At 61.0% G+C, this 25208-nt stretch carries 24 protein-coding genes and 1 pseudogene; 9 read left to right on the top strand and 16 right to left on the bottom strand.

What is annotated here, in order from left to right:
* Positions 1-39: 39 nt before the first annotated feature.
* The 5 genes and pseudogenes from PspCFBP13528_RS13595 to PspCFBP13528_RS13575 form a co-directional block, all read right to left on the bottom strand.
* Positions 40-375: a hypothetical protein gene (locus tag PspCFBP13528_RS13595; protein ID WP_065937034.1), complete on the bottom strand. Its 336-nt coding sequence runs from the start codon at positions 373-375 to the stop codon at positions 40-42.
* 159 nt (positions 376-534) lie between these two features.
* Positions 535-1113, bottom strand: coding sequence for a DUF4337 domain-containing protein (locus PspCFBP13528_RS13590; protein WP_137200388.1), 579 nt, complete (start codon positions 1111-1113; stop codon positions 535-537).
* Positions 1114-1166: 53 nt separating this feature from the next.
* The gene (locus tag PspCFBP13528_RS13585; RefSeq protein ID WP_065949882.1) at positions 1167-1532 is read right to left on the bottom strand and encodes a DUF2784 domain-containing protein; all 366 of its coding nucleotides are present in this window, start codon (positions 1530-1532) and stop codon (positions 1167-1169) included.
* 49 nt (positions 1533-1581) lie between these two features.
* Entirely contained in the window at positions 1582-1908 is a 327-nt protein-coding gene (locus PspCFBP13528_RS13580) for a helix-turn-helix transcriptional regulator (protein WP_137200387.1), read from the bottom strand.
* A pseudogene (locus tag PspCFBP13528_RS13575) lies at positions 1892-2143 on the bottom strand (type II toxin-antitoxin system RelE/ParE family toxin); the annotation flags it as partial. The gene PspCFBP13528_RS13580 and the pseudogene PspCFBP13528_RS13575, both read right to left, overlap by 17 nt.
* A 227-nt stretch (positions 2144-2370) precedes the next feature.
* Here PspCFBP13528_RS13575 and PspCFBP13528_RS13570 point away from each other — a divergent pair.
* Complete coding sequence (locus tag PspCFBP13528_RS13570; protein WP_137200385.1) at positions 2371-3057, top strand: HAD-IA family hydrolase; 687 nt, start codon at positions 2371-2373, stop codon at positions 3055-3057.
* Between the two features lie 216 nt (positions 3058-3273).
* On the opposite strand, the gene PspCFBP13528_RS13560 is transcribed toward PspCFBP13528_RS13570, so the two are convergent.
* Positions 3274-4020 carry a 3-oxoacyl-ACP reductase family protein gene (locus PspCFBP13528_RS13560; RefSeq protein WP_065949852.1) on the bottom strand — a complete coding sequence of 249 codons (747 nt, stop codon included), beginning with the start codon at positions 4018-4020 and terminating at the stop codon, positions 3274-3276.
* A gap of 106 nt (positions 4021-4126) precedes the next feature.
* Here PspCFBP13528_RS13560 and PspCFBP13528_RS13555 point away from each other — a divergent pair, with 106 nt between their 5' ends.
* On the top strand, positions 4127-5056 hold the full coding sequence (locus tag PspCFBP13528_RS13555) for a LysR family transcriptional regulator (RefSeq protein ID WP_137200384.1): 930 nt from the start codon (positions 4127-4129) through the stop codon (positions 5054-5056).
* A 32-nt stretch (positions 5057-5088) separates the two neighbouring features.
* Here PspCFBP13528_RS13555 and PspCFBP13528_RS13550 read toward each other — a convergent pair whose 3' ends face one another.
* The 3 genes from PspCFBP13528_RS13550 to PspCFBP13528_RS13540 form a co-directional block, all read right to left on the bottom strand.
* Positions 5089-5817, bottom strand: coding sequence for an aspartate/glutamate racemase family protein (locus PspCFBP13528_RS13550; RefSeq protein WP_065949850.1), 729 nt, complete (start codon positions 5815-5817; stop codon positions 5089-5091).
* 13 nt (positions 5818-5830) lie between these two features.
* Positions 5831-7360 carry an NCS1 family nucleobase:cation symporter-1 gene (locus PspCFBP13528_RS13545; protein ID WP_065949849.1) on the bottom strand — a complete coding sequence of 510 codons (1530 nt, stop codon included), beginning with the start codon at positions 7358-7360 and terminating at the stop codon, positions 5831-5833.
* A gap of 484 nt (positions 7361-7844) precedes the next feature.
* Complete coding sequence (locus PspCFBP13528_RS13540; protein ID WP_065949848.1) at positions 7845-8579, bottom strand: phosphoadenylyl-sulfate reductase; 735 nt, start codon at positions 8577-8579, stop codon at positions 7845-7847.
* 150 nt (positions 8580-8729) lie between these two features.
* Between PspCFBP13528_RS13540 and thrH the strand changes: the two genes are divergently transcribed.
* Entirely contained in the window at positions 8730-9347 is a 618-nt protein-coding gene (gene thrH / locus PspCFBP13528_RS13535) for a bifunctional phosphoserine phosphatase/homoserine phosphotransferase ThrH (protein WP_065949847.1), read from the top strand.
* Between the two features lie 68 nt (positions 9348-9415).
* On the opposite strand, the gene PspCFBP13528_RS13530 is transcribed toward thrH, so the two are convergent.
* The 5 genes from PspCFBP13528_RS13530 to PspCFBP13528_RS13510 form a co-directional block, all read right to left on the bottom strand.
* Positions 9416-9772, bottom strand: a complete 357-nt coding sequence (locus tag PspCFBP13528_RS13530; protein ID WP_065949846.1) for a transcriptional regulator — start codon at positions 9770-9772, stop codon at positions 9416-9418.
* 244 nt (positions 9773-10016) lie between these two features.
* Positions 10017-11360: an aminodeoxychorismate synthase component I gene (gene pabB, locus PspCFBP13528_RS13525; protein WP_065949845.1), complete on the bottom strand. Its 1344-nt coding sequence runs from the start codon at positions 11358-11360 to the stop codon at positions 10017-10019.
* Between the two features lie 101 nt (positions 11361-11461).
* Entirely contained in the window at positions 11462-12448 is a 987-nt protein-coding gene (locus PspCFBP13528_RS13520; RefSeq protein WP_065949844.1) for an alpha-L-glutamate ligase-like protein, read from the bottom strand.
* Positions 12448-13980, bottom strand: coding sequence for an inactive transglutaminase family protein (locus PspCFBP13528_RS13515; RefSeq protein ID WP_065949843.1), 1533 nt, complete (start codon positions 13978-13980; stop codon positions 12448-12450). Before PspCFBP13528_RS13515 ends, PspCFBP13528_RS13520 begins: the two co-directional genes overlap by 1 nt.
* A 5-nt stretch (positions 13981-13985) precedes the next feature.
* On the bottom strand, positions 13986-14522 hold the full coding sequence (locus tag PspCFBP13528_RS13510; RefSeq protein WP_065949842.1) for an ATP-dependent zinc protease: 537 nt from the start codon (positions 14520-14522) through the stop codon (positions 13986-13988).
* Between the two features lie 265 nt (positions 14523-14787).
* On the opposite strand from PspCFBP13528_RS13510, the gene PspCFBP13528_RS13505 reads away from it, so the two are divergent.
* From PspCFBP13528_RS13505 to prpD, 6 genes are all read left to right on the top strand, one after another.
* Complete coding sequence (locus tag PspCFBP13528_RS13505; RefSeq protein WP_065949841.1) at positions 14788-15486, top strand: GntR family transcriptional regulator; 699 nt, start codon at positions 14788-14790, stop codon at positions 15484-15486.
* 13 nt (positions 15487-15499) lie between these two features.
* Positions 15500-16393, top strand: coding sequence for a methylisocitrate lyase (gene prpB / locus PspCFBP13528_RS13500; RefSeq protein WP_101220698.1), 894 nt, complete (start codon positions 15500-15502; stop codon positions 16391-16393).
* Between the two features lie 162 nt (positions 16394-16555).
* Positions 16556-17683, top strand: a complete 1128-nt coding sequence (gene prpC, locus PspCFBP13528_RS13495) for a 2-methylcitrate synthase (protein WP_065949839.1) — start codon at positions 16556-16558, stop codon at positions 17681-17683.
* 202 nt (positions 17684-17885) lie between these two features.
* Positions 17886-20480 (top strand): Fe/S-dependent 2-methylisocitrate dehydratase AcnD, encoded by a 2595-nt coding sequence (gene acnD, locus PspCFBP13528_RS13490; protein ID WP_101220699.1) that lies wholly within the window; start codon positions 17886-17888, stop codon positions 20478-20480.
* Positions 20481-20491: 11 nt separating this feature from the next.
* On the top strand, positions 20492-21682 hold the full coding sequence (gene prpF, locus PspCFBP13528_RS13485) for a 2-methylaconitate cis-trans isomerase PrpF (RefSeq protein ID WP_137200383.1): 1191 nt from the start codon (positions 20492-20494) through the stop codon (positions 21680-21682).
* A gap of 181 nt (positions 21683-21863) precedes the next feature.
* Positions 21864-23348 carry a 2-methylcitrate dehydratase gene (gene prpD / locus PspCFBP13528_RS13480; RefSeq protein ID WP_137200382.1) on the top strand — a complete coding sequence of 495 codons (1485 nt, stop codon included), beginning with the start codon at positions 21864-21866 and terminating at the stop codon, positions 23346-23348.
* 107 nt (positions 23349-23455) lie between these two features.
* Here the strand turns inward: prpD and PspCFBP13528_RS13475 are convergent, their stop codons facing one another.
* Positions 23456-24187, bottom strand: a complete 732-nt coding sequence (locus tag PspCFBP13528_RS13475; protein ID WP_065949835.1) for an alanyl-tRNA editing protein — start codon at positions 24185-24187, stop codon at positions 23456-23458.
* A gap of 2 nt (positions 24188-24189) precedes the next feature.
* Positions 24190-25182 carry a serine O-acetyltransferase gene (locus PspCFBP13528_RS13470; RefSeq protein ID WP_065949834.1) on the bottom strand — a complete coding sequence of 331 codons (993 nt, stop codon included), beginning with the start codon at positions 25180-25182 and terminating at the stop codon, positions 24190-24192.
* Positions 25183-25208 lie beyond the last annotated feature (26 nt).

Here is a 25208-nt window from a genome sequence, read left to right as displayed (position 1 = left end):
ACCTCGCTTGCCAGGCTCAGCGCTCTGGCAACCTGATACTTATTGCGCGGTTTTCAACTTGATCACATCACCGGAGATCTTGGTGGTGTAGCCATTGAGGACCCAGGCCCAGAACCATTTTTCCTGGACTTGGGTGTTGATCATCGCGTCGCCGCCTTTGGCCTTGATGGCTGCATCCTGAGCGCGCACGAAGCGGCTGTTCTGGCCGATCGGGATAACGCCCAGCAGCATGATGCCGGTGGCGCTGGCTTCGCTGTGGCCGAGCACGGTGTATTGGCTGGCGTCGTATTGCTGGGTTTTCATGGCGGTGCCGGTGCAACCTGCCAGGGTGAGACCAAGAACGGCTGCTGCAACTACTTTACTGACGTACTTCACAAGAAACTCCATGGACTGAATCTCGAGATCCAATTCTCGAGGCGCGACACTTTAATCGCTCAGGTGGCGGATTGAAATCAGCTAGCCAAGGTTTCATTTTATGGGAGCAGTCAGGCCGCCATCGGGGGCAAGCCCCCTCCCACATTTGTCTGCGCTCGGTCAGAGGTGCAGCCACGCCAGGCCGCCGAGTACCACGGCCACGCCGCCGGCCGAATACGCCATGCGCTTGAGCCATTCCTTGCGCGTGAGCAAGGTGATCGCCGCCAGTGAGATCGCGATCTGAATCGCCGTCATCGCCTGGGCCCAGCGATGGTGCTGGTGCAGCGCTTGTTCGGATTTGCGGTCCCATTCCAGGGAGGTGGCTTCAAGTTTCTCGGCTTGTTTGCGCACCTCTTCTTTCTGGCTTTTATAGCGCTGGATTTCATCGTTGTAGTGGGCGGCATCCACGCCGAGAATATGCGTGGCCAGCTCCGCCAGGTTCTGGCGGCTGGATTTGGCCTGGTAGTAATTCCACTGGTTGGCGGCTTCGGTCTTGATGATCGCAGCGTTGTTCTTGTCCATCGCCGCCTCGCTTTCACTGGAGCCGGCCTGGTAGCTGAGCATGGCGCCAACGGTGGCCATGATGGCCGTCATCACCGCGATACGGCTGGCGAAGGTGTCGCCCCGGCCGTGGGCCTGTTCGGTGGTGTGTTCGAGGTGCTTTTCGTGGGGGCTGGGGACTTCGAAGGCTTCGGACATGGCGGCGTCTATGAAGAGGCTGGGGAGCCTGATTCTTCACCAGTGTGGCTGTCTCAAGCCTGTCGATAACGCCGGATCAGGTGCCCATACACCGCAATATTGATCAACAGCACCAGCGCGCCCAGCCCTAGCTGGATCTGCGGCGTGAGCCCGGCCGGGTAGATCAGCGCGAGGAGGTAATGTTCGATGAAGCCTGCGCCATAACCGTCTTGCCCGGCCAAATGGCGCAACAGGTTTTCCCAGCGGGTGAGCGGGCAGGGCAGGTGAAACACCTCGACGGCAACGCCCCAGGCGGCTGCGGGCAGGTGCAGCCAGATCAGCGGTCGCCATTTGAGCGCCAGCAGGCCACCGAACAACACAAACAGGATGAAGCATAAATGGAACAGCACCAGGCTGTCGGCGGCTAAACGGTAGAGCATGCTTGGGTTCGCTTTGAGGGCGTCGAAGGCGCGCGCTTTGGAGATGAGGTTATAACTCAAGTTGACAGGCGTTTATGCCAACGGCCCTGGCGATTTTTTCCCGCGTGGTTCGACGTGGTTTGGTGACCGCTTCTTGCTGGGCGAATGCCGATTGTGAAATGCCCAGGCGCTTGGCAACTTCATCCTGGGTGAGGTTCAAGTGCTCGCGCCAGGCCCGTATGGGTGTCGCTCCATCTACCAGGCGGCTGACGACAGCGTGGGTAATCAGGTTCGGGTCGTCTTGCCGGGCCAGATAATGTTCATAGGGGATCACCACAAAGGCTGGCTTGCACTCGATATTGTGGATGATCTGTACGGCAGTAGGGTCGTTCGTCACGTTTCTTGACCTCTAGAATGCTGACCCCATGGATGTCGCCGTCCCAGTCGAAAAGGACGCGATAATTACCCACCCGCAACCGATAGCCGTGTGGATGGTTGACCAACGCTTTGACGTTGACTGCATCGGGCATGCGCTCAAGCGCTGATACCGCATTGCTTACCTGTTGCTGATGGTAGGTATGCAGCCGAAGCAGTTGTTTGACCGATTTGCGGGTCCAGTGGATCGAATTCATTGGAGGGTAATAAGTCTTTTATAAGGTTTGCAAGGTGCATTTTTAGATCACGGTCGAAAGCTGATCGCTATTCACTCACAAACTCTAGACAGACGCCGCGCACGCCTGCAGGTAAAACTGTTGCGTGGTATGAATGACCTATCGGGGTTTCACCGAGGTTGCTCGCAGGCAGCCGGGCCCGCTATTGTGCTGAATCCTTTTAGTCTTCCCCCAGGGTTTCTGTTGTGATGAACGCACCGCGTACCGCTGTCCCGATCAAGGCTGTGATTTTCGACATGGACGGGTTGTTGCTGGATACCGAAGGCATCTACACCGAAGTCACGCAAATTATTGCCGAACGCTACGGCCGCACCTATGACTGGAGCATCAAGCAGCACATCATCGGGCGCGGTGCACAGGACCTGGCCGACTATGTCGTCAAGGCGCTGGACCTGCCGATCACACCGGCTGAGTTTCTAGAGATTCGCGAGCCGCTGATGAGCGAGCGTTTCCCCAAGGCCCTGGGCATGCCCGGGGCCGAGGCGTTGGTGCGGCATTTGAAAGCGCATAACATTGCGATTGCCGTGGGCACCAGTTCGTCGCGTAATTCGTTCGGCCACAAGACGACGTTGCACCGTGAATGGTTTGGCCTGTTCGACACCATCGTCACTGCCGACGACCCGGAGGTCGGCGCCGCCAAGCCCGCGCCGGATATCTTCCTCACCGCCGCGCGCCGCCTGGGCGTGGCGCCTGAGGATTGCCTGGTGTTCGAGGACTCGCCGTTCGGCGTGACGGCAGCGAAAGCGGCGCACATGACCGCCATCGCCGTGCCCGATGAAGCCATGGCTGACAGTAAATATCAGCATGCCGACCAGATCATCCGCAAACTGTCGGATTTCGATCTGGCGGCCTATGGCTTGCCACCCATGGCCTGATTCAACATCGGTCTGAAACTGTGGGAGGGGGCTTGCCAGTCAGTTAAGCGTACACCGCCCTCTCGTAGGAGCGAGCTTGCTCGCGAAAAACTCACAGGCACCGCGCTCATTCAGAAAGCACGCGTTATCGTTGACGTTTTTCGCGAGCAAGCTCGCTCCTACAGACGGCATTAGGGCAAGCCCCCTCCCACATTTGGTTTGTAGTTCTGCAATAAACTATGCGCTGAACCCCCCATCGATGGTCAGGCTGGCACCGGTGATATAGCCCGCTTCCGGCCCGGCAAGATAGGCCACAAAACTGGCAATCTCCTCGACATGGCCATAGCGCCCCACCGCCATCAACCCGATCAAACTCTCGGCGAACTCACTGTTCGCCGGGTTCATGTCCGTGTCCACCGGCCCTGGCTGCACGTTGTTGATGGTAATCCCCCGTGGTCCCAGGTCTCGTGCCAAACCCTTGGTCAAACCCACCAGCGCCGCCTTGCTCATCGCGTAGGGGCCACCGCCGCCAAATGGCATGCGCTCGGCGTTGGTGCTGCCGATATTGATCACACGGCCACCTTCGCTCATATGCTTGGCGGCTTCCTGGGTGGCAATAAAGACGCTGCGCACGTTGATCGCCAGGGTCTGGTCGAAGTCTTCCAGCTTGAAGTCCGCCAGCGGAGCGATAGCCAGCACGCCGGCGTTGTTCACCAGGATATCCAGGCGCCCGAAGGCCTCGACGGTGGCGTTGACCGCAGTGCGAATCGCCGCGGCATCGGCACTGTCGGCCTGAATCGCCAGGGCTTTGCCGCCTGCGCTGATCACGCTGTCCTGCAAGGCTTGCGCCTTGTCGGCCGAGCTGACGTAGGTAAAGGCAACGGCAGCGCCCTGCGCGGCCAGGCGCTTGACGATGGCGGCGCCGATGCCGCGGGAACCGCCTTGAACCAAGGCGACTTTGCCAGTGAGGGTTGCTGTAGTCATGTCGATCTCCAAGTAGTTGATGAGCCGAGTATCGGCCTCACACGACCAGGCCGGTAGAGCGAGATTGCTATAGTCTGTGTAAACCAAAAGTTTACAGTGGTGGTTCATGGAGAGCTTTGGCAGTATCGAATGCTTTGTGCGTAGCGCCGAGGGCGGTAGCTTCGCAGAGGCTGCACGACACCTCAGCCTGACGCCGGCGGTAGTCGGCAAAAGCGTGGCCAAGCTGGAAGCACGCCTGGGCGTCAGGCTGTTCCAGCGCAGCACCCGGCGCCTGACCCTGACCGAAGCCGGCAAGCTGTTCCTGGGCGAAGTCAGCGGTAGCCTCACCACTATTCAGAACGCCGTGGCCAATCTGGCCAGCGCCGAGGGGCGCCCGGTGGGCACGCTGAAGGTCAGCATGGGCACGGTGTTCGGCAATCGGTATGTGGTGCCGTTGCTGGGTGAATTCATGCGGCGCTTTCCGGCGATCAGCCCGGATTGGCACTTCGATAACCGCCAGGTCGACTTGATCGGCCAGGGCTTCGACGCCGCCATTGGCGGTGGCTTTGAACTGCCCCAGGGCGTAGTGGCGCGTACGTTGACCCCGGCGCACCGGGTGCTGGTGGCGTCGCCGGCTTATCTGGCGCAACACCCCGCAGTGCGTGCGCCCGAGGATTTGTCGCGTTGCCACGGCATCCTGATACGTTCGCCGCAGACAGGTCGGGTGCGTTCATGGCAACTGACCCACCGCGAGCGCGAGCACAGCCCGCTGCTGCTCAAGCCCGCCATGACCATGAGTGATTCCGAAGCCGCCTGCTGCGCCAGCGCCCAGGGCCTGGGCATTGCGCTGGTCAGCCTGCCGATGGCCGTGCCGTTCCTCGACAGCGGTGCGGTGGTGCGGGTGTTGCCGGACTGGTATGTGGATGACGGCAATATCTGCATCTACTATGCCGAACACAAGTTGCTGCCCGGCAAGACCCGGGCGTTTGTGGATTTTGTGATTGAGCAGTTTGCCGAGCAGCAATTGGGCCGCAGATTCAGTGCGGTCGCAAAGTAAACAGAGTTTCAAGTGTGGGAGGGGCTTGATCTTCAGTGGCCGAACTTGCCGGGCCAGCCCAGGATCTTCTTCGGCCTTGGCGTCGCATAGGTCCTGACCTTGGACGTCGACAACCCCAACCGCACCAGCGACTCGGCGATCGTCACCGCCGCCGTCACCCCATCCACCACCGGCACCCCGGTGCGCTGGCGAATCTGCTCGTCCAGCCCGGCCATGCCGCCGCAGCCCAGGCAGATCACTTCTGCCTTGTCCTCAAGGATGGCCAGTTCCGCCTGGCGCACGATCGCTTCCATGGCCGCCACTGGGTCTTCTTCCAACGCCAGCACCGCCATGCCGCTGGCCCGCACCGAGGCGCAGCGCTGGTACAGGCCGGCGAGTTTCAGGCGGTCTTCGATCAGCGGTACCGTGCGGTCCAGGGTGGTCACCACCGAGTAGGCATGGCCCAGGAACATTGCCGTGCTGGCCGCGGCCTCGGTGATATCCACCACCGGCACGTTGAGCAGCTCCTGCAAGCCTTCGCGGCCATGCTCGCCGTAGCCGGCCTGGATCACTGCATCAAATGGCTGGTCGTAGGCCATTACGCGGTCCATGACCGCGATGGCGGCCAGGTAGCTTTCAAAATTGCCCTCCACCGACTCGGCGCCGAAGTAGGGGGTCAGCCCCACAATCTCGGTGCCCGGCGAGGCCACGCTTCTGGCCTGCTCAGCGATGGTCTGGGTAATGGATTCGGTGGTGTTGACGTTGACCACGAGGATGCGCATGGAAAGTCCTTGTTTAATGACTGACGTTATCGACGGCAATGCTTTCGCCGCTGACGTCGGCGTAGAACGGCTGACGCTTGGCGATCAGCAGGTACAGCAACCCTGCAATACCGGCGCCAAACAGCCAGGAGAACGGCGAGACGCTGGCAAACCCGGGCAACAGTGCCAGCAGGATGGCAATCACCGCTGCCGGCACGAACGCCGCTACCGCGCGCAGGTTCACGCCCCGGCTGTAGTAATAAACCCCCTGCGCGTCTTCGCTGTACAGTTGCGGCACATCCACCTGGCTTTTGCGGATCAGCCAGTAGTCGACCATGATCACCCCATACAACGGCCCCAGCAGTGCGCCCAGCCCGGAAAGGAAATACACGATCACCAACGGGCTGTTGTAGAGGTTCCACGGCAAGATCAACACCGCGACGGTGGCGCTGATCAACCCGGCGCGACGGAAGTTCAGGTACTTGGGCGCCAGGTTGCTCAGTACAAACGCCGGGGCGACGAAATTGGCCATGATGTTCACCGCCACCGTGACGATCAGAAAGGCCAGGCAGCCGAGCACAAGGAAGAAAGTATTGGGAATGGCGGCGATGATTTCGGTCGGGCTTTCGATCACGCGGCCATTGAGCTGGAACTGCCCGCCGCACAGCAGCACAGTGATGGCGGCGAACACCAGGATATTCACCGGCAGGCCCCAGAAGTTACCCACCAGGATCGTCCTGCGGCAGGGCGAGGAGCGCGCGAAGTCGCAGAAGTTAAGGATGAGCGTGCCGTAGATGGCCAACCACAGTGCGCCTCCGGCAAAGATATTGCGCCACATCTCACCGCCGCTCAGTGGCTCGCGGATCGACCAGGCAATGTGGCCGCCTGCCTGGAAGTACATCCAGCCGGCGAGCGAGGCCACAGTGAGCAGAATCACCGGTCCGGCGAATCCTTCATAGCGACGTACCATTTCCATGCCATAGGCCAGGATCACCAATTGCACTAGCCAGATCGCCACGAAACACGCCCAGCCGAGCGATGACAGGCCAAGAATCGAATTGTGATCATAGTCGGCAAACCCTGGATGAATCGCCGTGAGCAGCACGCGAAACACCACCGAGGCCAGGTAGGTCTGGATACCGAACCAGGCAATCGCAATCACCGCACGGATCAGCGCCGGAATCTGTGCGCCGTGTATACCGAAGCTGATACGGCTGATCACCGGGAACGGCACGCCGGTCTTCTGGCCCATATACCCCGACAGGTTCATGAAGAAATACACCAGTGCCGCCCCTATCCCCAGGGACAGCAGAATCTGCCAACCGCCCAGGCCCAATGCATACAGGCCGATGGCGAATGAATAGTTGGCGATGTTGTGCACATCATTGGTCCACAGCGCAAAGATGCTGTAGCGCCCCCAGCGGCGACCTTCGGCCTTGGTCGGCGCCAGGTCCTTGTTGTGCAGGCGTGGGCTGAGAACCAGCGGGCCGGGGCGGGCGGCCTCGGGATTCAGAGCGGAGGAGGGCAGATCCAATGCGACGTGATGGGAGAGGCTTGTACGCATTCCGGCGGGCTCCAGCACATCCGCAGCAATGCGGCAGATGGCAAAGTGTATGTAGGTTTTGTATTTATTGTATACAAAGCGTAAATACTCCTAAGCCACATGCGTGCCAGTTTTCGATCTATGAAACTAGAAGCTAATTTCTTTTTTATTGGCTGTTTAAATAACTGGCTGAATTTAAAGCGATATAAATTGACCGTTCGAACAGCTATTTATTTTCTTGAGGATGGGGAGTGATCTGGGAGGGCGAAAAATTTTAGAAAGGAAGTGTTACGTTTTGGTGCGCTTAAAACTCGATTGCACACATAAATGGCACCGATGGTTACAGGCGTGTGTACATTTGAAGTGCTAAACGCGAACCCAATGTGGGAGGGGGCTTGCCCCCGATTGCGGTGCGTCAGTTAAAAATATGCCGACTGACACTCCCTCATCGGGGGCAAGCCCCCTCCCACACAAGCCCCCTCCCACAGTGTTTACCGCGTCAACTTCACGCCTTGCTGATGATATTCCCCGCGTGCAGCCCGCATTCCTTCTGCGTGGCTTCTTCCCACCACCAGCGGCCTTCACGCTCGTGCTGGTTGGGCAATACCGGGCGGGTGCAGGGCTCGCAGCCGATGCTGATAAAGCCGCGCTCGTGCAGGCTGTTATAGGGCAGTTCAAGCATGCGGATGTAACCCCAGACTTCCTCACTGGTCATCTGCGCCAGCGGGTTGAACTTGTACAGGGTACGTTCTGGGGTAGAGAACGCCGTATCGATTTCCAGCGCGGCCACCTGACTACGGGTGCCCGGGCTCTGGTCGCGGCGCTGGCCGGTGGCCCAGGCGCGCACGCCTGCGAGTTTGCGGCGCAACGGTTCGATCTTGCGGATGCCGCAGCATTCGCCATGACCGTCCTTATAGAAGCTGAACAGGCCTTTCTCCTTGACGAAGGGTTCCAGCTTGCTCTGGTCCGGCGAGATCAGTTCGATATCGATCTTGTAGAAGTCACGCACCTGTTCGATAAACCGATAGGTTTCCGGGTGCAGGCGGCCGGTGTCGAGGCTGAACACCTTGACGTTCTTGTTCAGCTTCCAGGCCATGTCCACCAGCACCACATCTTCGGCACCGCTGAAGGAAATCCACAGGTCGTCACCGAACTGGCTGAACGCCAGCTTGAGAATGTCCTGGGCGGACTTGTTGGCATAGGTCGTGGCGAGTTCAACGACGTCGAAGGCTTGGTTCATCAGGACGGTTCCTACAGGTCAGTGGCGCTGAGCGCTCTATAGGCGGCGATGGTATCAAAATCCGCCCTGCGTTGCGGCGGCGTGCGTGAGTCGCTAGAGTTCGGCAGTCCTTTTGCTCGCTCAACTTGAATAATACGAACGGAGTGTCTTGTGGAAATTGCCTGTCTCGACCTGGAAGGGGTACTGGTTCCGGAAATCTGGATCGCCTTCGCCGAAAAAACCGGTATTGAATCCCTGCGCGCCACCACCCGTGACATTCCCGACTACGACGTATTGATGAAGCAGCGCCTGCGTATCCTCGATGAGCACGGGCTCAAGCTTGCCGATATCCAGGCAGTGATCGCGACACTCAAGCCACTGGAGGGCGCCATCGAGTTCGTCAACTGGCTGCGCGAACGCTTCCAGGTGGTGATTCTCTCCGACACGTTCTACGAGTTCTCCCAGCCGCTGATGCGCCAGTTGGGCTTCCCGACATTGCTTTGCCACCGCCTGATTACCGATGAAAGCGACCGGGTGGTCGGCTACCAGTTGCGCCAGAAAGACCCCAAGCGCCAGTCGGTGCTGGCGTTCAAGACACTCTACTATCGGGTGATCGCTGCGGGTGACTCCTATAACGACACCACAATGCTGGGTGAGGCTGATCGTGGAATTCTGTTCCATGCGCCAGAGAATGTGATTCGTGAATTCCCGCAGTTTCCGGCCGTGCACACGTTTGAGGACTTGAAGCGGGAGTTTATCAAGGCGTCGAATCGGCAGTTGAGCCTGTAAATTATCCGGCGCGGCTGATGGCCTCATCGGGAGCAAGCCCCCTCCCACATGAGCCTCCCAGCCTGCGCCTAAATGCCTGCCAGCAATCGTTCGTAAGGAATACACAATCCCTCATGCAGGCGTCTGATCATTGCCAGGCTCAGTTTACGCTTGCCGTTCAGAACTTCTGACACTCGCCCGCTCGGGCCGATAAAGGGCTCAAGGTCGCGGGCGGTCAAGCCCATTTGTTCCATGCGGAATTTGATCGCTTCTACCGGATCCGAAGGCGGCATTGGAAAATGTTCCGCCTCGTATTTCTCGATAAGAACGGCGAGAATTTCCAGTTCGTCACCTTCGGGGCTGCCGGTGGCCGCTCCCCAAATCTGCTCGACGCGCGCGAGCGCAGCGGCCAGGTCTTCCTGAGAATGAATAGGTTTGATGTTCATCACACGGTCTGCGCGTTATTTTCCTTATCTCTCATTTTGGGAGGTTGTGGGGCGAAGTGGCCGAAGATGCAATTTCTGAAACAAATCCTGACGATTGAGCAGTCGCATATGTGATCCTTCACAGACGGCCGGTGGGCGGTGGAAGACGGAAGCTATCGCGCAGCTCACCGTCGGTCCACAACCGTTCTGATTCAGGGTTTTTCGTGGCGAAGTCGCTGCCTTGCGCGGCAGGAATGGCCTGGTTCTAGAGCGCTTCCAGGGTGTGTAACAACACCCGTACCTTGGTCAGCGACTCTTGATATTCCGCCTCCCACTGCGAGTCCGCCACGATCCCGCCGCCGCCCCAGCAGCACACCTGTGCGTCCTTGACCAGCAAGCTGCGGATGGCAATGGAGCTGTCCATTTCGCCGCGCACGTCCAGGTACATCAGCGAGCCGCAGTACAAGCCACGTCGGGTCGGCTCCAGTTCGTCGATGATCTGCATGGCGCGGATCTTCGGCGCACCGGTGATGGAGCCGCCGGGGAAGCTGCCTTTGATGAGGTCGAGGGCATCCTTATCGTCGGCCAGTGTGCCGGTGACGCTGCTCACCAGGTGGTGCACGTTGGGGTAGCTTTCCAGGCTGAACAGCTCCGGTACGGTTACCGAGCCGATACGGCAACTGCGGCCGAGGTCGTTGCGCAGCAGGTCAACGATCATCAGGTTTTCCGCGCGATCCTTGGGGCTGGCCAACAGTTCGTTGGCGTGCGCCGCGTCTGCCTGCGGTGTCAGGCCACGGGGGCGGGTGCCTTTGATCGGGCGGGTTTCGACATGGCGCTCGCTGATACGCACGAAACGCTCGGGCGACAGACTCAATACCGCACCGTGATCCGGGAGGCTCTGGAATCCGGAGAACGGCGTCGGGCACGCTTGGCGCAATGCACAGTAAGCCACCCATGGATCACCGGCGCACGGCGCGCGAAAACGCTGGGCAAAGTTGACCTGATAACAGTCACCGGCCTGGATGTAGTCCTGGATGCGCACGATGGCCTGACGGTATGCCTCGGCCGTGAGGTCCGGCGCCATCGGGCCTTGCAGCGTGAAGCTGGCCGTTGACTCAGTGAACGGCCGACTGAACAAGGCAATCAGGCGCTGCCGCTCACTGTCGACCAGTGTGGGATGAAACACCAGTTGGCTGGTCTGCGTCTGGTGATCACTGATCAGCGCCCAGGCGTACAGGCCCAAGCGCGCGTCCGGCAGGTGCAAGTCGTCTACCGCCAAGTGGGGCATGTGTTCCAGGTGTCGGCCGAAGTCGTAACTCAGGTAGCCGATCAAACCACCGGCAAAGGGCAGCTCTACACCGGCGGGCAGTGCCGCGTCGCCCAAGTGCGTCAGGCTTTCGCGCAAGCGTTGCAGGAAATTGCCGCCGCTCTCCTCAGGCTCAACCGCCAGGGTCGCCTCGGGCCAGGCGCTGAGCAGGTCATAACGGCCACGCTCGGCAGCCGGCCGACCGCTGTCGAGCAGCACCGCGCCAGGGGCATGACGAATCGCCGCAAAGTAGTGGGCGGGGTTGGCCCGATAGGGCAGCGGATGTACGGAACAAGTCGACATGCGGGGTGGATCAGCCAGTGGCGCGGGGGGGAAGGAATTGTAGTCCCCTGTAGGATTTGCTCCTAGAGGGGATGTCGGGGATAGACAGTTTGAAGACCGGATCAGCCTTCCACCGGCGGAATATGGCCGAACATTTCCTGTACGAACTTGACCCGCTCTTCCACGGTTTCCGTCACGCCGGCGGCTTTCAGTTCTTCCAGCCGCGCCTCCACCGCATGGGTGCGCAGGGTCAGGCCGCAGTCGTTGGCAATCTGGATATTCAGCCCCGGCCGCGCATTCAGCTCCAGGATCAGCGGGCCTTTTTCCTGGTCCAGTACCATGTCCACGCCGATATAGCCCAGGCCGCACAGCTCATAACAGCCGGCCGCCAACTTCATGAAGCCGTCCCAGTTGGGCAGTTGCACACCATCCACCGCATTGGTGGTATCGGGGTGTTTGGTGATGATGTTGTTCAGCCAGGTGCCACGCAGGGTCAGGCCGGTGGCGAGGTCCACGCCCACGCCAATCGCGCCCTGGTGCAGGTTGGCCTTGCCACCGGACTGACGGGTCGGCAAGCGCAGCATCGCCATCACCGGGTACCCCATCAGCACAATGATGCGGATATCCGGCACGCCTTCGTAGCTGATGCTCTTGAAGATCTGGTCGGGCACCACGCGGTATTCGATCAAGGCGCGGTCGCGGTGGCCGCCCAGGGAGTACAGGCCGGTCAGGATGCTGGAAATCTGATGCTCGATTTCTTCATGGCTGATGATCTTGCCGGACACCGTGCGATAGCGCCCTTCAAAACGGTCTGCCACCACCAGGATGCCATCGCCGCCCGCGCCCTGGGCGGGCTTGATCACGAAGTCGCTGCGCCCGCCAATAATGTCGTCGAGCCTGTCGATTTCCTTCTCGGTGGAGATCACCCCGTACATCTCCGGCACGTGGATGCCGGCCGCCAGGGCCCGCTCCTTGGTGATGATCTTGTCATCCACGATCGGGTACAGGCTGCGCTTGTTGTACTTGAGCACGTAGTCGGCGTTACGCCGGTTGATGCCCATGATCCCGCGCGCCTCCAGGGCTTTCCAGGTCTTCCAGAAGCCGAACATTACGAGTCAGCCTTCAGGAACGCCTTGAAACGTACCAGTTCGGTCAGGCGATAACCGCGATAACGCCCCATGGCCAGCATGAAACCTACCAGGATCAGCAGGATCGCCGGGAAGGTGAACACGAAGTAGATCAGCTCCGGCACGCTCATGATGATGTGCGCCAGGGAGGCCGCGAACAGCGTGCCGATCGCCACTTTCAGCGCATGGTTGGCGCCGCGCTCTTCCCAGGTGATCGACAGGCGTTCGATGGTCATGGTCAGGATCACCATCGGGAACAGCGCCACCGACAGGCCTCGCTCCAGGCCCAGCTTGTGGCTGAACAGGCTGATGGCGGCAATCAGCACCACCACGAAGGTCAGCACCACCGACAGCCGCGGCAGCATCTGCAGCTTCAGGTGCTCCAGGTAGGACCTGAGCGACAGCCCCAGCGCTGTAATAATGGTAAACAGCACAATGCCGAAGCCCAGTTGCGTCTCGCGAAATGCCAGGGCAATCAGTACCGGGGTGAAGGTGCCAAGGGTCTGCAGGCCGATCAGGTTGCGCAGGATCAGGATCACCAGCACGCCAATCGGGATCATCACCATGATCATGAACGTCTGTTGGGTTTGCAGCGGCAGGCCGTACAGGGAGTATTCGAGAAAGTTGGCGTCGGTGTTTTCGTCGGTCAGCTTGGCCAGGCGAATCGCGTTCATCTCGCTGTTGTTCAGGCTGAAGGTGACCATGGCTTTCTTGCCACCATCGACCGTGATCAGGTTTTCATCGCCGGTCCACCACAGCAGGCGGTCGGCGGGCAGGCCTTGTTCACCGGTTTCCGGGTTGAAGTACAGCCAGTCGTTGCCGTTGAAGCTGCGCAACCACAGTTCAGGCGATTGCGGCTGGTCGGCGACGAGGCGGATGGTGTGGACTTTTTCCACCGGAACGTGGGCGATGGACAGCAGCAATTCGACGATCTTGGCCTTGTGCGACGTCGACGGGTCGCCCGCCAGCAGCAGCTTCACGTTGTCGTCGTTGAGGTTGTTGGTGCGCTTGATGGCTTCGGTGATAAAGGTTTCGACGTCTGCCGAGTGCTGGCGAATCGGCGCGAGCAAGGCTTCGGCGGCAATTTTTTCCGGGCCTTCCACGGCGATGCTGTCGCGAAAGGTCGGGCCCTTGATCTTGACCTTTTCACCGCTGTAGCGCTTGGTCAGCACCAGACGGTAATACAGCGTCTGGTTGCCCTTGGCGCGGCGCGCCGACCACGTGACCTTGCGGTTGCCGTCGGCGCGGTTGACGCTCACCCCGTAGTTGTTCGAGATAAAACTCTCATTGAGGCTGACGAAGTCGCGGCTCAACGGCGGCACGAACATCGAAATCTTCACCGGGTCCTTGGGACTGGCGACGAACTCGACCTTGGCGTCGATGTTCCACAAGTCGTCGGTGGCGTCCTCGGTGACAGGGATGCCCAGCACGAAGATCTGGTAGGCGGTGACCGAAATACCCAGCACCACCAGAATGGTGATCAGGATTTTCAGGTGCAGGGTCAGAGAGCGCATTCGGTTTACTCGGCGGTATGAGCGTCGGCGGCGCAGGCAGGTTTGCCTGCTGCATATTTAAGGCTGGGGTCGATCAGCGCGTCAAAGCGCTTGAGCGCTTCGGAGCCGATCAGCAGCGGATATTGGAAGGTGCTGCGGTCAGTCAAGTTCACTTCGATGCTGCGTAAAGCGCCGCCCATGCAGATATCCAGGGCAATCACCGGACGAGCGGTGTACTTCTTGTCCTCATCGGGATCGTAATCATCGGCGCGGCGCTTGATTTTGCTGACGCGGGCCAGGGGACGTTCGATGGGATGGGAGTGGGCGGTATCGATGGCCAGGTAGAAACGTACCCAGGATTCGCCGTTGCGCTTGAAGCGTTTGATATCGCGCGCACTCAGCGAGGCAGTCTTGGCGCCCGTGTCGAGTTTTGCCGCGACTTCCAGGTCGATGCCCGCCAGTTTGGCGTATTCGTTCAGGCCATACACCGTCTTCTCGGCGGCAACGCCAAGGCTCGGTATGGACAATAGGCATAACAGTAGGGGGAAGGGCTTGAGTCTCATAATTCCTGAGGCGATGCAGTGCGAAATTCAAGGCGACTGGCATTACTGCGCAAGCTCCCTCGTGCGCCATTTCATCTGGAGATGTCAGGCAAAAGCGGCGGGCATTCTAACATGATGCTTTTTTGGCGCCAGCGCTGGCAGGCGGCCATGCTCGTCAATGTCAAAGGAGGTTATTAGACGATTGTCGACAATGTGGATTTATTCTTTGACTAAGTAGTGGGTATTAGCTAGTTTTTGCCACATTGCTTTTAGAGGTGTCGACAATATGCTGGGTCAACCGGAATTTCCGCCGGCGCTGTCGGATGAATCCCAAACTATGTCGGAAAACGTCTTCCGGCGCATCCAGGCCGCCATCGTCAAGGGCGAGATCGCCCCCGGCACGAAGATTTCCGAACCGGAGCTGGCGCGCACCTATGGCATCAGCCGTGGCCCGCTGCGCGAGGCGATTCACCGTCTGGAAGGCCAGCGCCTGCTGGTGCGGGTGCCCCATGTCGGCGCGCGGGTGGTGTCATTGAGTCACGCCGAGCTGATCGAGCTGTATGAAATCCGCGAGTCATTGGAAGGCATGGCTTGCCGGCTGGCGGCCGAGCGCATGACCGACGCGGAAATCGAAGAACTGCGCCAGGTATTGCACACCCATGAACGGGATGCCGCGTTTCAGGCCGGTGTCGGCTATTACCAGCAGGAAGGTGACTTCGATTTTCATTACCGGATCATTCAAGGTGCCGGTAACCGCACCCTGACCCAGATGCTCTGTGGTGAGCTGTACCAATTGGTGCGCATGTACCGCATCCAGTTTTCCACCACCCCCAATCGTCCACGTCAGGCCTTTGCCGAGCATCACCGCATTCTTGACGCGATTGCCGATCGCGACGGTGAACTGGCCGAACTGTTGATGCGTCGGCATATCGGCGCTTCGAAACGCAACATCGCCCGTCACTTTCCGGACGGCGCTCCCCAATAAATAGAGGTGAGTCATGAGTTCCACGAACAAGAGCACCCCAGGCCAGCGTTTTCGTGACGCGGTCGCCAGTGAACAGCCGCTGCAGGTGGTTGGCGCAATCAACGCCAACCACGCCTTGCTGGCCAAGCGCGCCGGCTTCAAGGCCATCTATCTGTCAGGCGGTGGCGTGGCCGCCGGCTCCCTGGGCGTTCCGGACCTGGGCATCACCGGCCTGGATGATGTGCTGACCGATGTACGCCGTATCACCGATGTGTGCGACCTGCCGCTGCTGGTGGACGTGGACACCGGTTTCGGCTCCTCGGCGTTCAACGTGGCGCGCACCGTCAAGTCGATGATCAAGTTTGGCGCCGCCGCCATCCACATCGAAGACCAGGTCGGCGCCAAGCGCTGCGGCCATCGCCCCAACAAGGAGATTGTGTCCCAGCAGGAAATGGTCGACCGCATCAAGGCCGCCGTGGACGCGCGCACCGATGACAGCTTCGTGATCATGGCCCGCACCGACGCCCTGGCCGTGGAGGGTTTGGAGTCCGCCCTGGAACGCGCCGCCGCCTGCATCGAGGCCGGCGCCGACATGGTGTTCCCGGAAGCCATTACCGAACTTGAGATGTACAAGCTGTTCGCCTCGCGGGTCAAGGCACCGATCCTGGCCAACATCACCGAATTCGGCGCGACCCCGCTGTACACCACCGAACAGTTGAAATCTGCCGATGTTTCCATCGTGCTGTACCCGCTCTCGGCCTTCCGCGCCATGAACAAGGCCGCCGAGAATGTGTACACCGCGATCCGTCGCGACGGTACGCAACAGAACGTGATCGACACCATGCAAACCCGCATGGAGCTATACGATCGTATCGACTACCACACCTTCGAGCACAAGCTCGACGCGCTGTTTGCCGCGAAGAAGTAACGGCTATCCGCTTAACTGCTATAGGAGCGAGCTTGCTCGCGAAAATCGTCAACGATAACGCGGGAAACTTGAAGATACGCGGTGAATGTGCGGTCTTCGCGAGCAAGAACCAGGCGTCCCCCTCGCTCCTACAGTGATAAATACAAAAATGGGAGAAGAACCATGGCTGAAGCAAAAGTATTGAGTGGTGCCGGCCTGCGTGGCCAGGTGGCCGGGCAGACCGCACTGTCGACCGTGGGCCAGGCCGGTGCCGGCTTGACCTATCGCGGCTATGACGTGCGTGAACTGGCCGCCGATGCGCAATTTGAAGAAGTCGCTTACCTGCTGCTGTACGGCGAACTGCCGACCCGCACCGAACTGGCTGCCTACAGCGCCAGGCTGGGCAAGCTGCGCGACTTGCCGCAAGCGTTGAAGGAAGTGCTCGAACGCATTCCCGCCGACGCCCACCCGATGGACGTGATGCGCACCGGTTGTTCGTTCCTGGGCAATATCGAACCGGAAAAAGACTTCAGCGTGCAGCATGACGTCACCGACCGCCTGCTCGCCGCGTTCCCGGCGATCATGTGCTACTGGTACCGCTTCAGCCACGATGGCGAGCGCATCGATTGCGTCACCGACGAGCCGAGCATCGGCGGGCACTTCCTGCACCTGCTGCATGGCAAGAAGCCGAGCGAGCTGCATGTCAAAGTGATGAACGTGTCGCTGATCCTCTACGCCGAACACGAATTCAACGCCTCGACCTTCACCGCCCGGGTGTGTGCTTCGACCCTGTCCGACCTGTATTCCTGCGTCACCGCCGCCATCGGTTCCCTGCGCGGCCCGCTTCACGGCGGTGCCAACGAAGCGGCGATGGAGATGATCGAGCGTTTCGGATCGGCCGAAGAAGCCGTCGAAGGCACCCTCGGCATGCTGGCGCGCAAGGACAAGATCATGGGTTTTGGCCACGCGATCTACAAGGACAGCGACCCGCGTAACGAAGTGATCAAGGGCTGGTCGAAAAAACTTGCGGACGAGGTGGGCGACACGGTGTTGTTCCCGGTGTCCGAAGCCATCGACAAGACCATGTGGGACCAGAAGAAGCTGTTCCCCAACGCCGATTTCTACCATGCCTCGGCGTACCACTTCATGGGCATTCCCACCAAGCTGTTCACGCCGATTTTCGTCTGCTCGCGGCTCACCGGCTGGGCGGCGCACGTGTTCGAGCAGCGCGCCAATAACCGCATCATCCGTCCCAGCGCCGAGTACATCGGCGTTGAGCAGCGCAAGTTCGTGCCAATCGAACGTCGCTGAATGAGAGGACCGACGGGCCCGGGATTGGAATGCGATCAAAGTGTGGGAGGGGGCTTGCCCCCGATAGCAGTGTGTCATGCAACACATGTGTCGACTGATACACCGCCATCGGGGGCAAGCCCCCTCCCACATTTGGATTGCATTTCAATTTTCCGACCGGCGTAGGTCTTCCTTTTGCAATCACCGTGACCGAGTCCTGACGATGAACACTGAATTTCGCAAACCGCTCCCCGGCAGCCGCCTGGATTTCTTCGACGCCCGTGCGGCTGTCGAGGCAATCAGCGCTGGCGCCTACGCCACCTTGCCTTATACCTCACGCGTACTCGCGGAAAACCTGGTGCGCCGCTGCGACCCGGCCACCCTCAACGCGTCCCTGAGCCAACTGATCGAACGCCGGCGTGACCTCGATTTCCCCTGGTTCCCGGCCCGCGTGGTCTGCCATGACATCCTTGGCCAGACCGCGCTGGTGGATCTGGCCGGCCTGCGCGACGCCATTGCCCTGCAAGGCGGCGATCCGGCGCAGGTCAACCCGGTGGTGCCCACCCAGTTGATCGTCGACCATTCCCTGGCCGTCGAAGCCGGTGGTGCCGACCCTCAGGCGTTCGAAAAAAACCGCGCCATCGAAGACCGCCGCAACGAAGATCGCTTCCACTTTATCGAGTGGACCAAGAAGGCCTTCAAGAACGTCGATGTGATCCCACCCGGCAACGGCATCATGCACCAGATCAACCTGGAGAAAATGTCGCCGGTGATTCAGGTACGCGACGGCGTGGCGTTTCCCGACACGTGCGTGGGCACCGACAGCCACACCCCGCATGTGGATGCCCTGGGCGTGATCGCCATCGGCGTCGGTGGCCTTGAAGCCGAAAGCGTGATGCTTGGGCGTGCTTCGTGGATGCGCCTGCCCGAAAGCGTCGGCGTGGAGTTGACCGGCAAGCTGCAGCCGGGTATCACCGCCACCGATATGGTGCTGGCGCTGACCGAGTTCCTGCGCCAACAGAAGGTCGTCGGCGCCTGGTTGGAGTTCTTCGGGGAAGGGGCATCGGCGCTGACCCTGGGCGACCGTGCGACGATTTCCAACATGGCTCCGGAATACGGCGCCACGGCGGCAATGTTCTACATCGACCAGCAGACCATCGCCTACCTGAAACTCACTGGCCGAGAAGACGAACAAGTCGCCCTGGTAGAACAATACGCGCGCCACACCGGCCTGTGGGCCGATGATCTCAAGGGCGCGCAATACGAGCGTGGCCTGACATTCGATCTCTCCAGCGTTGTGCGCAACATGGCCGGTCCGAGCAATCCGCACGCCCGTGTCGCCACCCGCGACCTGGCGTCAAAAGGCATCAGCGGCCAGTGGGACGAAGTGCCAGGGCAAATGCCCGACGGCGCGGTGATCATCGCCGCTATCACCAGTTGCACCAACACCAGTAACCCGCGCAACGTGATCGCCGCCGGCCTGCTGGCGCGTAACGCCAACAGGCTCGGGCTGACGCGCAAGCCGTGGGTCAAGTCGTCCCTGGCGCCGGGATCGAAAACCGTGGCCATGTACCTGGAAGAAGCAGGCCTGGGGCATGAGCTGGAAACACTCGGGTTTGGCGTGGTGGCCTTTGCCTGCACCACCTGCAACGGCATGTCCGGCGCGCTCGACCCGCTGATCCAGCAGGAAATCATCGACCGCGACCTGTACGCCACTGCCGTGCTGTCGGGCAACCGCAACTTCGATGGGCGTATTCACCCGTACGCCAAGCAAGCCTTCCTCGCTTCGCCGCCGCTGGTAGTGGCCTATGCGATTGCCGGCACCATCCGGTTCGATATCGAGAAAGACGTGCTCGGGCTCGACGCCGACGGCAAGGAAATCCGCCTGCAGGACATCTGGCCAAGCGACGAAGAAATCGACGCGGTGGTCAAGGCGTCGGTCAAACCGGAGCAGTTTCGCGCGGTGTACATCCCGATGTTCGCGATTCACGAAGATACCGGTCCCAAAGTCGCCCCGCTGTACGACTGGCGCCCGCAAAGCACCTATATCCGCCGCCCGCCGTATTGGGAAGGCGCATTGGCCGGTGCGCGTCCGCTCAAGGGCATGCGCCCGCTGGCGGTGCTGCCGGACAACATCACCACCGATCACCTGTCGCCGTCCAACGCGATCATGCGGGACAGTGCCGCCGGCGAGTACCTGGCGAAAATGGGCCTGCCGGAAGTTGACTTCAACTCCTACGCGACGCACCGCGGCGATCACCTGACCGCGCAACGCGCGACCTTCGCCAACCCGAAACTGTTTAACGAAATGGTGCAGGAAAACGGCAAGGTCAAGCAGGGCTCCCTGGCGCGTATCGAGCCTGAAGGCAAGGTCACGCGGATGTGGGAAGCCATCGAAACCTACATGGAACGCAAGCAGCCGCTGATCATTATCGCCGGTGCCGACTACGGCCAGGGCTCGTCCCGCGACTGGGCGGCCAAGGGCGTGCGCCTGGCCGGGGTGGAAGCGATCGCCGCCGAGGGTTTCGAGCGTATCCACCGCACCAACCTGGTCGGCATGGGCGTATTGCCCCTGGAGTTTCTGCCGGGTACCGACCGCCACACACTCATGATCGACGGCAGCGAAACCTATGACGTGGTCGGCGAACGCACGCCGCGCGCGCAACTGACCCTGGTGATCAATCGCAAGCATGGCGAGCGTGTCGAGGTGCCGGTCACCTGTCGCCTGGACACCGCTGAAGAAGTGTCAATCTACGAGGCGGGCGGCGTGTTGCAACGTTTTGCCCAGGACTTCCTGGAATCGGCGGCGACCGCCTGAAGAGGATAACCATGGCACACGCAGCGCAAATCAAGATCCCCGCCACCTATATGCGTGGCGGCACCAGCAAGGGGGTTTTCTTCAGCCTCGAGGACCTGCCGCCATCGGCCCGGGTACCGGGTGCTGCCCGTGACGCCTTGCTGTTGCGGGTGATCGGCAGCCCCGACCCCTATGACAAGCAGATCGACGGCATGGGCGGCGCCACGTCCAGCACCAGTAAAAGCGTGATCCTGTCCAGGAGCACCCGTGCCGGGCATGACGTGGACTACCTGTTTGGCCAGGTCTCCATCGACAAGCCGTTTGTCGACTGGAGTGGCAACTGCGGCAACCTGTCGGCGGCGGTCGGTTCGTTCGCCATCAGCGCCGGCCTGGTCGACCCAGGCCGCGTGCCCCACAACGGCGTGGCCGTGGTGCGCATATGGCAGGCCAATATCGGCAAGACCATCATTGCCCACGTGCCCATGACCGACGGCGCGGTGCAGGAAACCGGCGATTTCGAACTCGACGGTGTGACCTTTCCAGCCGCTGAAGTGCGGCTGGAGTTCATCGACCCGGCGGCGGAAGAGGAGGGGGGTGGCGGCTCGATGTTCCCCACCGGCAACCTGATCGACGAACTCGAAGTGCCGGGTGTCGGCACCTTCAAGGCCACCCTGATCAATGCTGGCATTCCGACGATTTTCATCGATGCCCAAGACCTGGGCTATACCGGCACCGAGCTGCAAGGCGCAATCAACGGCGACCCGCAGGCCCTGGCCATGTTCGAAACCGTGCGTGCCTATGGCGCGTTGCGCATGGGCCTGATCAAACACCTGGACGAAGCGGCCCAGCGCCAGCACACGCCGAAGGTTGCGTTCGTGGCCAAGCCTGCCGATTACGTGGCCTCCAGCGGCAAGGCGATCAAGGCCGGCGATGTGGACCTGCTGGTGCGAGCCTTGTCCATGGGCAAGTTGCACCACGCCATGATGGGCACGGCGGCGGTGGCGATCGGCACGGCGGCGGCGATTTCCGGCACCCTGGTCAACCAGGCGGCCGGTGGCGTGGCGCGCAATGCCGTGCGCTTCGGGCATCCGTCGGGCACCTTGCGCGTCGGCGCCGAAGCGACGCAAGTCAACGGTGAGTGGGTGGTTAAGAAAGCCATCATGAGCCGCAGTGCGCGGGTGTTGATGGAAGGTTTCGTGCGCGTCCCCGGTGACGCTTTCTAACTGTGGGAGGGGGCTTGCCCCCGATTGCGGTGTGTCAGTCGACACATTCATCAGCTGACCCACCCCCATCGGGGGCAAGCCCCCTCCCACAGGGGATTTCTATTCCAAGGCAGGCAACCAGACCTGCCCTGATGATCAACCGTGACCCTGAGGAATAAACCAACCTTTTTGGAGAACTGCCATGAGCGCCAACGTCGACCAGAACAACCGCCCCGACTACGACCAGGTCCTGCAGGACATTGCCGACTATGTCCTCACTTACCGAATCGAGTCCGAGTCCGCCCTGGACACCGCACGCAACTGCCTGATGGACACCCTCGGCTGCGGCCTGCTGGCGTTGCGCTTTCCCGAGTGCACCAAGCACCTGGGGCCGCTCGTCGAAGGCACCGTGGTGCCGTTCGGCGCACGGGTGCCGGGCACTTCGTTGCGGCTGGACCCGGTCAAGGCTGCCTGGGACATCGGCTGCATCGTGCGCTGGCTCGATTACAACGACACCTGGCTCGCGGCGGAGTGGGGCCACCCTTCGGACAATCTGGGCGGCATCCTCGCGGTGGCTGATCATCTGTCGCAGCAACGCGTGGCCAACGGCGACGCACCGCTGAGCGTACGCACCGTGCTGGAGGCGATGATCATGGCCCACGAGATCCAGGGCGTGATTGCCCTGGAAAATGCCTTCAACCGCGTCGGCCTCGACCATGTGCTGCTGGTCAAAGTCGCCTCGACGGCAGTTACCGCCAAACTGATGGGCGCCAACCGCGAGCAACTGCTCGCCGCCTTGTCCCATGCGTTTGTCGACGGACAAGCGTTGCGCACTTATCGCCATGCGCCCAATGCCGGTTCGCGCAAGTCCTGGGCGGCGGGCGATGCGTCGAGTCGCGGGGTGCGCCTGGCGGATATCGCGTTGCGCGGCGAGATGGGCATCCCCGGTGTGCTGAGCGCGCCGCAGTGGGGCTTCTACGACGTAGTGTTCAGCCACACCAACAAGGACCTGGCCCTTAAGCCTGAAGAACAGCGTCGCTTCAGCCTGTCCCAACCCTATGGCACCTACGTGATGGAGAACGTGCTGTTCAAGATCAGCTTTCCCGCCGAGTTCCACGCGCAGACGGCCTGCGAAGCGGCGGTCACCTTGCATCCGCTGGTCAAGCGGCGCCTGCATGAAATCGAACGTATCGTGATCACCACCCACGAGTCGGCCATTCGTATCATTTCCAAGGTCGGCCCATTGGCCAACGCGGCGGACCGTGACCATTGCCTGCAATACATGACCGCCGTGCCCTTGGCCTTCGGCGACCTGGTGGCCGAACATTATGAAGACCACTTCCATGCGGCCCATCCAATCATCGATGAACTGCGCGGGAAAATGGTCATCGTTGAAGACCCGCGTTACAGCCGCGAATACCTGGAGGCCGACAAGCGCTCCATTGCCAATGCGGTGCAGGTGTTCTTCACCGACGGCACCTGCACCGAGCAGGTGACGGTAGAGTATCCGATTGGCCATCGCCGTCGTCGTGAGCAAGGCATCCCTCTGCTGGAAGCCAAGTTCAAAGCCAATCTGGCGACGCGCTTCCCCGCGCAGCGCTGCGCCGAGATTTTTGCCTTGTGCAAGGACCAGGCACGGCTTGAGGCTACGCCAGTCAACCGTTTCATGGACCTGTTCATGATCTAGAAAACAACGCGGCCAGTGTGGGAGGGGGCTTGCCCCCGATAGCGGAGTGTCAGTCAGTGCATCAGGTACTGATCCACCGCCATCGGGGGCGAGCCCCCTCCCACATTTCAGCCTTCAAACCGCAAAATCACCCTGCGGTTGTGCTTGCTCTTCTTCTCGATCTTCTCGCAGAACACCCGGCCGATTTCCTCGGTATTGAGCACATGGGTGCCGCCGCACGGCTGGATGTCGATGCCCGCAATTTCAATCACCCGCACCGAACCCTGGATGACCGGCGGCGCAACGGCCTGGGTGCGGGTGATCTGCAGCAGGGTGGCGTACTCGGTAGCGGCCAGCGACAGGGTTTGCACCGGGTGCGCCTGCTCGATCAGTGCGTTGAGGTCGCGCGTGATGCTGTCCTTGTCCAGGGTCATTTCCGGCAGGTCGAAATCCAGGCGACCCTTGTCCGCGCTGATACTGCAACCGGTGACGGGCGCGTCGATGATGGAGCAGAGCAAGTGCAGACAGGTGTGCATCTTCATATGCTGGTAGCGGCGCTCCCAGTCCAGGCCGGCGTCTACCTGGGCGCCGGCGATCAGTTGCGCCGGGCGATGTTCCACCTGGTGCCAGATGATCGAGCGCAGCACCGGATCGCGCACCGTGCCGGTGACCTGCACGCGGCTGCCGTCGGCCAGGATGAGGTGGCCGGTGTCGCCCGGTTGTCCACCGCCGGTGGGGTAGAACAGGGTGTGCTCCAGCGCGACGCCGTGCTCGCTGACGGCAATCACCCGGGCGCTGAAGGCGTTTTGATAGGGCGCGCTGTCGAACAGCGCCAGGGTTTCCATGGTGTGCACGGACATGTTCAACCTCCGACGATCAGTGGGCTGGCTTGCAACAGGTGACGCACCATCGCACTCAAGCCAGGGGGAGAGAGCAGGGTAATTTCGAACGCCGGCCCGCAGACTTTCAGGTTCAGCGGCAGGCGTGGCAGTTGTTCGCCGAGGTCGAGACGGCGCAGGCGAAATTGCAGGTGATGGCGCTCCTTCACCGTAGGTTCGAGCATCAGCCCCGGCAGTGGATGAAAGTCGGCGTCCAGCACCGTGACCTTGTGCCCCGCATCGACCTCGCCGACCACGTGCAGGCGCTCATCCAGTGCGAACGCGCCGAGGTAGCTGCTGTGCTCCGATTCATCGTTTTTCTGCAACTGGATCTGGTTGACCACTTTGACCTTGGTGCCCGCCGGCACGTCCTGGGTAATGACGCAGGACGGGCTGATAAACACGTTGTCACCGATCTGCACATAGCCCAGCACCCGCGCCCCGGCGCCGACCTCGACATGGTTGCCCAGGCGTGGATGACGCTTGCCGTCCGGGTTGTTGGCGATACCGCGAGCGCCCAGGGTCACGCCGCAGAGGATGTAGCAATCGTGACCGATCTCGCAGGTTTCACCGATGACCGTGCCGTAGCCATGGTCCAGCACAAAGCGCCGGCCGATGCGCGCAGCCGGGTGAATCTCGGCCCCGGACAGGATCTTGCCCTGGTTGCTGAGCTTGAGAGCCATGCGCGTAAATACGCCGTGGGCGGGCTCCGGAAAATGCCACACCAGGTGCGCAAGCCGGTAGAACAACACCGCCTTGAACGAAGCGTAGGATTCCAGGATCAGCTCACCGCGTCCGCGCGATGCCGGGTCGCGATAGGCGTAGGCGATCAGGTCCTCGGCCACCGCCTGGGAAGCGTTCTGGATCAGCGGCGCCAGGTGCGGTTCCAGCTGCTTCATCTGCCCGGGCGTCAGGGTCTGGATGAGGTGGGTCAGCAACTCATCGTGCAGCTGTTGCATGTCGATAAAGCCTCCCATGGAGGCACCCCCGCATTCTGTTTGGT

The sequence above is a fragment of the Pseudomonas sp. CFBP13528 genome (assembly GCF_005233615.1).
GTDB lineage: Bacteria > Pseudomonadota > Gammaproteobacteria > Pseudomonadales > Pseudomonadaceae > Aquipseudomonas > Aquipseudomonas fluorescens_AM.
This window is presented reverse-complemented; position numbering and strand designations above follow the sequence as displayed.